The sequence below is a fragment of the Microcystis sp. M_QC_C_20170808_M9Col genome (assembly GCF_007095495.1).
Taxonomy (GTDB): Bacteria; Cyanobacteriota; Cyanobacteriia; order Cyanobacteriales; family Microcystaceae; genus Microcystis; species Microcystis aeruginosa.
In genome coordinates this window covers 1-6,933 of the sequence record NZ_SFBZ01000326.1, presented here as the reverse complement: position 1 = coordinate 6,933, position 6,933 = coordinate 1, and the positions used below count along the sequence as shown (strand labels likewise).

At 46.0% G+C, this 6,933-nt stretch carries 5 protein-coding genes; 3 read left to right on the top strand and 2 right to left on the bottom strand.

Features of this window, described 5'->3' with window-relative positions; translation table 11 throughout:
- Positions 1-289 precede the first annotated feature (289 nt).
- The 3 genes from EWV68_RS20950 (at position 290) to lpxC (ending at position 4,528) form a co-directional block, all read left to right on the top strand.
- Entirely contained in the window at positions 290-1,168 is an 879-nt protein-coding gene (locus EWV68_RS20950; RefSeq protein ID WP_149988071.1) for an Hpt domain-containing protein, read from the top strand.
- Positions 1,169-1,598: 430 nt separating this feature from the next.
- Complete coding sequence (locus EWV68_RS20945; RefSeq protein WP_287170924.1) at positions 1,599-3,584, top strand: BamA/TamA family outer membrane protein; 1,986 nt, start codon at positions 1,599-1,601, stop codon at positions 3,582-3,584.
- Positions 3,585-3,715: 131 nt separating this feature from the next.
- Entirely contained in the window at positions 3,716-4,528 is an 813-nt protein-coding gene (gene lpxC, locus EWV68_RS20940) for a UDP-3-O-acyl-N-acetylglucosamine deacetylase (protein WP_287170923.1), read from the top strand.
- A gap of 504 nt (positions 4,529-5,032) precedes the next feature.
- Here the strand turns inward: lpxC and EWV68_RS20935 are convergent.
- Together EWV68_RS20935 and EWV68_RS20930 are read right to left on the bottom strand one after the other, a co-directional pair.
- Positions 5,033-5,350: a hypothetical protein gene (locus EWV68_RS20935; protein WP_061433095.1), complete on the bottom strand. Its 318-nt coding sequence runs from the start codon at positions 5,348-5,350 to the stop codon at positions 5,033-5,035.
- Between the two features lie 263 nt (positions 5,351-5,613).
- Entirely contained in the window at positions 5,614-6,372 is a 759-nt protein-coding gene (locus EWV68_RS20930; RefSeq protein WP_287170922.1) for a trypsin-like serine peptidase, read from the bottom strand.
- Positions 6,373-6,933 lie beyond the last annotated feature (561 nt).

Sequence of the window (6,933 nt, the reverse complement as noted above, 5' to 3'; positions counted from 1 at the left end):
TAAGCGGGCGATCGCTGACTAGAGTGTGACACTTCATAATTCTTAGTAATCGCTAAAAGTCTTACTATACAAGGGCTAGAGCAACTTTTGATTTCAACGACCAGGGTGCGGAATGTGGGATAGATCTATTTTGAGTAAGAGAAGCTGAGAACCTTTGTGGGCAGGCTTTTGAACTTAGCTTGTGTCCGTCTGGGCCAGTTTTCCTAGCCATTGCCCCATAACTGATATATTTCCTGAAAAACTGGGCAATCTAGGCCTAGACAGCATCGTGATAAGGGGGGATAAGACCTTGGACTCCGCTAACGCGCAGAAAATTCTCGGCTATTTCATCGAAGAAGCCAAAGAACACCTGGAAACTTTGGAACAGGGGATTTTAGACTTAGGCAATCTCGTGAACAATACTGAACAGATGAACGAGATGTTTCGTGCCGCCCATTCCATCAAGGGGGGGGCGGCCATGTTAGGTTATAGCAGTATCCAAAAAACTGCTCACCGTCTTGAGGATGCTTTCAAAATACTGAAAGAAAATCCCATACAAGTGGATCAAAAATTAGAATCTTTGTTCCTCAAGGGTTATGATCTGCTTCAGATATTGATCGATAAGCTGCAGGGTTCATTAGGTTTGCAAGCCGAGGAAGCTAACGCTATCGTTAAAAAAGGTGAACCAACTTTTGCCGAATTACAGGCCCATCTTAACTATCTTCTCGTACAAGGAAAATCTACCCCAGCTATTGCGGCAGCGTCTTCTATCTCCATCCGCGTCAGAGATATCCTCAAACAGATGTTACAACTGTTCAAACAGGAAGAAACCAGTGCTTCCCGTCAGCAATTACAAAAATTAATTTTACCTCTGTCTCAATTGGCTTCAGAACAGCAAAAGTGGCAATATTTAGTTAAAAATGCCCAATCAGCCCTGGCTAACCCCAAACATTCCTACCGCACTCTCGCCCCGGTTATTATTAAAGAATTAAAACAAGCTAGTGATTTATTAGAATGGGGTCGCGGGGAAGAAATCACCGTCAGTCAAGAATTGCAGTTATTAGCCACCGCCAAATTACCACAAATCCTGATCACCCTAGAACCCGAATTAGTAGCTAGTACCCTGCTGCAAATGTTTAATCGCCAACAGGTCTCGCAACTGGTACAGTTATTACAAATGAGACGTTGACATCTGCGCTGGTGTCAAAAGGTGGGGGATTCCCAGGAGAATAAACTTAATTGTTTTTAATTTTCGTGAGTTAGGAAGATATGTAATTAATTGTGCGCCCACCGAGGTGGCAATAATTCTAGAGGGTGAATTGGGATAGAGCCAAACCGGAAAAAGCTAAGATATGGCAAGATAAAAACTTAATGCTGACGGCTGACCAATATCAGACCTGATGCAGTATCTCTTTAGTCACCGGTCAAGCTGGGATTTACTGAGAGTAAGCAATCTGCTAGAGTTTTAACGTTCGTTAAATTTCTCGGGCAGAGAAAACAAACAAAACCATAATGGTGTTAATGGGTGTGTGGAAGTGCTTAAAAATCTCAATTTTTCGGGGCGATATTCCTCGCTGGCCCTGCTGCTGGCTATTTTCGGATTATTTCACGGGACGGTAATGGCCGAAGAAGAACCGCAAGAAACGGTTTTTCCCCGCGTCGAGCAGATAGTACAGTCTCCTCCTGCGACGGGAGAAACTACGCCACCCGTGGCAGCACCGACGGAAACCCCGACGGAAACCCCAAGCCCCGCAGAAACTCCCACAACAGCCCCACCGGTGCCGGCGGAGGAGTCGCGAGTTTTGGTGGCCGAAGTGGTAGTACAGGGGGCCGATCGAGAATTAGAAAATCTAGTTTATAATACCATTCGCACCCGACCAGGACGAAGCACGACTCGATCGCAACTGCAAGAAGATATTAACGCCGTTTTTGCCACGGGCTTTTTTGCCGATGTGCGGGCAGTTCCCCAAGATACGCCTCTAGGGGTGCGAGTCACCTTTGAGGTGCAAGCTAACCCCGTTTTTCAGGGCGTACAGATTCAAATTGCCCCGGAAACCCTGGACAAATCGATTTTACCTACCGGGGTGGTCGAGGAAATTTTCGCTAGTCAATACGGCAAAACCCTGAATTTGCGGGAATTACAGGCGGGGGTAAAAAAAATCAATGACTGGTACAGCAAAAACGGCTATGATCTGGCCCAGGTAATCGGTGCGCCGCAAGTCACTCCCGATGGTCGGGTGATTCTGGTCATTTCCGAAGGTTTAATCGAAAAAATTCAAGTACGCTACTTTAACGTCGAACAGGAACCGGTCAAGGGTAAAACTAGAGAATTTATCATTACTAGGGAAATGCGCCTAAAAGCGGGGGATATTTTTAACCGCAATACGGCCCAACAGGATTTACAGCGTGTTTTCGGTCTCGGTTTATTCGAGGATGTGCGTCTGTCTTTTTCTCCCGGCAGCGACCCAAGGGAGGTGATTGTCAACGTCGATGTGGTGGAAGGTAATACCGGTTCCCTAGCCGCTGGGGGTGGTATTAGCTCGAATGCGGGCTTATTCGGGACTGTTAGCTATCAACAGCGCAATTTTGGCGGTAATAACCAAACTTTAGGGGCAGAAGTCCAGTTAGGGGAACGGGAATTTTTATTCGATCTGAGTTTTTCCGATCCTTGGATTGCCACGGATAATTTCCGCACTTCCTACACGGTGAACGTTTTCCGGCGACAGTCGATTTCTCTGGTTTATGATGGGGAAAATTCCTCGATTCGGACGCTTAACGATAATGATAGTCCCCGTATCGTCCGGACGGGTGGCGGTATTACTTTTGTCCGTCCTTTGGCCGCCGATGTGTTTACGAAACCAAAATGGGTGGTTTCCCTAGGCTTTAACTATCAACAGGTACAGGTGCAAAATGCCAATGGTGACATCTCCCCCCTGTCTGCACCTCTCAACGGTTTTGGCAGTCAACAACTGGCTTTTAGTTCCTCTGGGATCGATGATCTACTTTCTCTAAATATTGGTGCTATTCGAGATTTTCGCGATAATCCCCTGCAGCCCACCAGTGGTTCTTTCCTGCGTCTAGGTTTAGAACAAACTATTCCGGTCGGTTCTGGCAGTATTTTCGGCACTCGTGTTCGGGGTAGTTACAGTTACTTTATCCCCGTTCGGTTTATTAATTCCTTTAATCTCTTTGAAACCGATATTTTTAAAGGTCAGCAATCCCTCGCTTTTAATGTGCAAGCAGGGACAGTATTAGGCGATTTACCCCCCTACGATGCTTTTATCGTTGGGGGTAGTAACTCTGTACGGGGTTACGCCGAGGGAGAAGTGGGTAGCGGTCGCAGTTATTTCCAAGCCACCGCCGAATATCGTTTTCCCATAGTAGCAATTATTGGGGGGGCGTTATTTGTCGATTTCGGCACTACTATTGGTTCCCAAGGTGATGTCCCCGGTCAACCCGGTATTGTCCGGGATTTACCCGGTACTGGTCTCGGTTACGGTTTAGGTGTTCGGGTACAATCTCCTGTCGGCCAAATTCGGGTTGACTACGGTTTTAATGTCGATGGTAGTTCTCGTCTCCATTTCGGTATCGGGGAACGATTCTAATCAGTTATTGGGGATGGGGGATTAGGGAAATGGGGAAATAGGGAAATTCAACTAAAACCCCAACACCCTAAAACCCTAAAACCCAACCCCCAAAACCACTAATAAGCTTTTCACTTTATTACTTGATAATTATGGTTTCTACTATCGCTAAACAATTTGAATTATCGGGAATTGGCCTACATTCGGGGGAGATAACCCGGGTGCGCGTCTGTGGGGCAAATCCGGGGGAAGGACGTTATTTTGTCCGCAGAGATCTAGCCAATCAACCGATTATTCCCGCTCTAGTTTCTTCGGTTTACCAAACGACTTTATCAACGGAATTGGGACAAGGAGAAGCCAAGGTCAGAACCGTTGAGCATTTATTAGCGGCCTTAACCGCTTTGGGGGTAGAGGATGCTCGCATTGAGGTGGATGGTGCGGAAATTCCCCTCCTCGATGGTTCGGCCAAAATCTGGGTAGAAGCGATCGAAAATGCCGGTTTAAATAACTCTTTTTCTCCATCAGATTTAACGATTTCTCAACCGATTTGGTTGTACGAAGGAGATGCTTTTGTGGCGGCGATTCCTTCCCCTGAATTACGTTTTACCTACGGGATCGATTTTACCTATAAACCCATCGGTAATCAATGGTATAGTTGGAGTCCTAATCAAGAAAGTTTTAGTCAAGCGATCGCATCCGCCCGGACTTTCGGTTTTGCCGATCAAATTGAATATTTACAAAAGGCTGGTTTAATTAAAGGAGGCAGTTTAGAAAATGCTTTAGTCTGCGATCAAAATCAATGGTTAAATCCTCCTTTACGCTTTGATAATGAGCCAGCAAGACATAAATTATTGGACTTAATTGGTGATTTGAGTTTACTGGGAACTATTCCCACCGCTCATTACATGGCTTTTAAAGCCAGTCATAAACTTCACGTTCAATTAGCTAAAGCAATTCAGGGTTAATTATACTAAATTCTGTTTAAAAGGTATAGGGTAGTGGGAAGTGGGGCTGTCTGGGGGCGGGGTTTTTACTTCTGTCGATGACATGGCTTTCGCTCGATCGTTCTCTACTCAAGCCTTTATCCTAGCATTGTTGACCCTTGGCTATCAGCCGTCAGCTATCAGAATCATTCCAACATCGTCGGGTTTGCTCGGTGACAGGTTGCCAATCCAGAACTCAACCCACAAGAGCAGCATCGCACTTAAACCCACAGTTTCAATAAATGTGCATGGTGCGTTCCCCAAAAATCGATTGGTGGAGCAGTAAGAGCCACATTAGGGAACGCACCCTACAGCGATTGCGATCGCACTGTTTGTAAACAAGTATTAAAATCGCCAAAGTCCTTACTTGACAAAGATCCTGAGCTTTTAGTTCATTCGCTCTATAAATCGCCAAAATCTTGACTTGGCGGGCTTTTTACATTAATTTACAAACAGTTTCTGAAAGCCCTCAATTTCTTCATTTTGCTATTTGATCTCAATCACTTGAGCAGTTAGAGCGAATTGATTGACAACAGAAGAGTAACCCTGGAGCTTCACCTCCACGCCAAGCATCAATTTCTGTGCATCAACCGTTTGTCCCTGCTGAGTGATTTTGGTTTCTAGGAGAAGCCCAACATAATAATTCCCCTTTGGTGTCGTCACCACCAATTGCAGAGGCCAGGTTTCCATGACCTCAGAGATCTTGCCTTCGATAGTTATTATCTCCTTAGTTGCCCTCTCACTAGATTCCTGAACAGCATTATTCGGTGACGAGATAGATTGATTCGGATCGCAACTTGTCATAACAGTCGGCTCCAGAAAAAAACAGGCTGCATAGCCACAATTACATCAGTGTTGTTTTCATTGTAACTATGAGGAGTATCAGTTACAGCGGTTTTCACTCGAATGAAGTATAGTAGAAGCCTTGTACAGCAAGGATATCAGGCTTAGTCATGTACCAGATCAGACCGAGAACCGCTGTGGTAGAGGCACGGTACCGTTACGCCCCTACCTTTCTTTGTCAGTGATTTATTTAGCAGCCGACTTTTAACGATTGGCTATTGACTTTAGCAAGGAATATTCCGCCATGCCAACATATTATTGAATACTTCTGTCGTAATCCGAGTGGCACTGTTGGGACAACCGCCGTAGGCATGAACTCCTACTGCATGGCGTTCACCATTGAGGAGTCGCCAGACAGGACTGCCACTTTGACCGCCGTAGGTATCTATCATGTAGTAGATCTTCCTCGGTCTGACAGTACTAATCGCCCCCGCGTTAAACCACTGGGTTCCAAATGGTTTGTCACCAGGATAGCCAGAGTTGTTGACTGTTAAACCTTGCAACGAACTGTCTGACAAGACAGCGAAACCAAACCAGCCAACTCGATTGCCTAGCTGGCAATTTGGGAGAATAATAGCTCCGTAGTCGTACTCTTGATTTTGATCCCTTGTCCAGCCTAATACACTGCGGAACGAGGTGCCGACTTGGGAACCGAAAGGACGACTGGCTCCGTCCATCCCTGGGATGACTTCAATTGAGCGCGCCCAACCGCCATTGGAATGGCTATAAACACAGTGCCCTGCCGTCATCACTGTTCGCGGACCGATGAACCAACCTGTTCCCCTCGCTTGAACGCCATCGGCGAAGGTAATGATGAGTTCGCAAATCCAACGCCAGGGAATATTCGTTGCTGGTGTAATGCGGACGCGATCATCACGACCACAGACCGTCTCCGACAGTCCAAATTCTAACGCTCCAGCATCCGGCAGCGCATCGAGATCTCCTGTTACAGGTACTTCCTGTAATTCACCAGATTCTTTCATCGCTCTCAACGGGTCAAAATCTGCTACCGCTTCTAGTTCACCGCTAACGGTTATGCCTTTGAAATCCTCCGCCACCATATCGTCTTTAGGAGGCGGGAGTTGATTTTCGCTGGAAGTCTCTTTATGCTGCTCTTGTGAATATTCCATGCTTGTTTCTGATGAGACAATCTTGTGACCTTCCATAGTCATTTCTCCACAAAAAACTTCGTTCAATTAAAGGTAGTCCTATTCCTTAAAGGATAGAGAATAAGGGCAATTTCTAGGGGTTTTGCCCAGCCAGGCTTCCAGAACTACGCTTTTTCTCTGCCCTTTACGTAAGTGCACTACCCAATTGAATATTCGCAAAAATCGATTTCAGAGACAATACGACGATCTGCGTATAGGATTATGAAGACATTGCAACAAACTACCCTTTGAGAAACTGTTTGTAAACAAGTATTTAACCCACATTCCGCACCCTAAGTGTCACATAAGCTGTCCCCCTCCAGAGACTTGAGTAAAAATACTTAGCTGGTGAAGGTTTTCTCGGTGGCCGTTAGGGGGAGCTTGAGACCCCTAATT

Coding starts and splice junctions, on each gene's coding strand:
- EWV68_RS20945 (WP_287170924.1), top strand. CDS start 1,599: ATGGCCGAAGAAGAACCGCAAGAAACGGTTTTTCCCCGCGTCGAGCAG.
- lpxC (WP_287170923.1), top strand. CDS start 3,716: ATGGTTTCTACTATCGCTAAACAATTTGAATTATCGGGAATTGGCCTA.
- EWV68_RS20935 (WP_061433095.1), bottom strand. CDS start 5,350: ATGACAAGTTGCGATCCGAATCAATCTATCTCGTCACCGAATAATGCT.
- EWV68_RS20930 (WP_287170922.1), bottom strand. CDS start 6,372: ATGAAAGAATCTGGTGAATTACAGGAAGTACCTGTAACAGGAGATCTC.